We start from the raw sequence: 304 nt of genomic DNA on the forward strand, positions 1-304 counted from the left end.
GCCACCTGCGTATTCCATAGCCTGTGAGCTACCAAAATCTACATAGCTATATGTCGCGTAAGGAAGCGCAAAAAATCGCCAATCCCTACGCCCAGTGTATGGGATAAATATCGCATCTAGTTGGTCTATCAATTCAAAATTATTATAGCCCTTATCTAGATTCTGTCCTTTAGACTGCTCTAGGGTTAGCTTTGCTAGCTTTTCGCGCACTTTATCGACTTTTTTGGTATTTTTGCGCGTGGTTTTTGAGAATTTGCTAGAGCGATTTGTAAGACGGCTCATATCGTATTGCAATAGACGAAGT

Annotated in this window: 1 protein-coding gene; it reads right to left on the reverse strand. The window is 41.4% G+C overall.

Translation table 11 applies throughout. The annotated features are described in order from the left end of the window. On the reverse strand, window positions 1-304 hold a 304-nt coding region (locus ACWIUO_RS13970; RefSeq protein WP_454178486.1), incomplete at both ends, for a hypothetical protein.

The organism is Helicobacter sp. T3_23-1056, assembly GCF_053654535.1.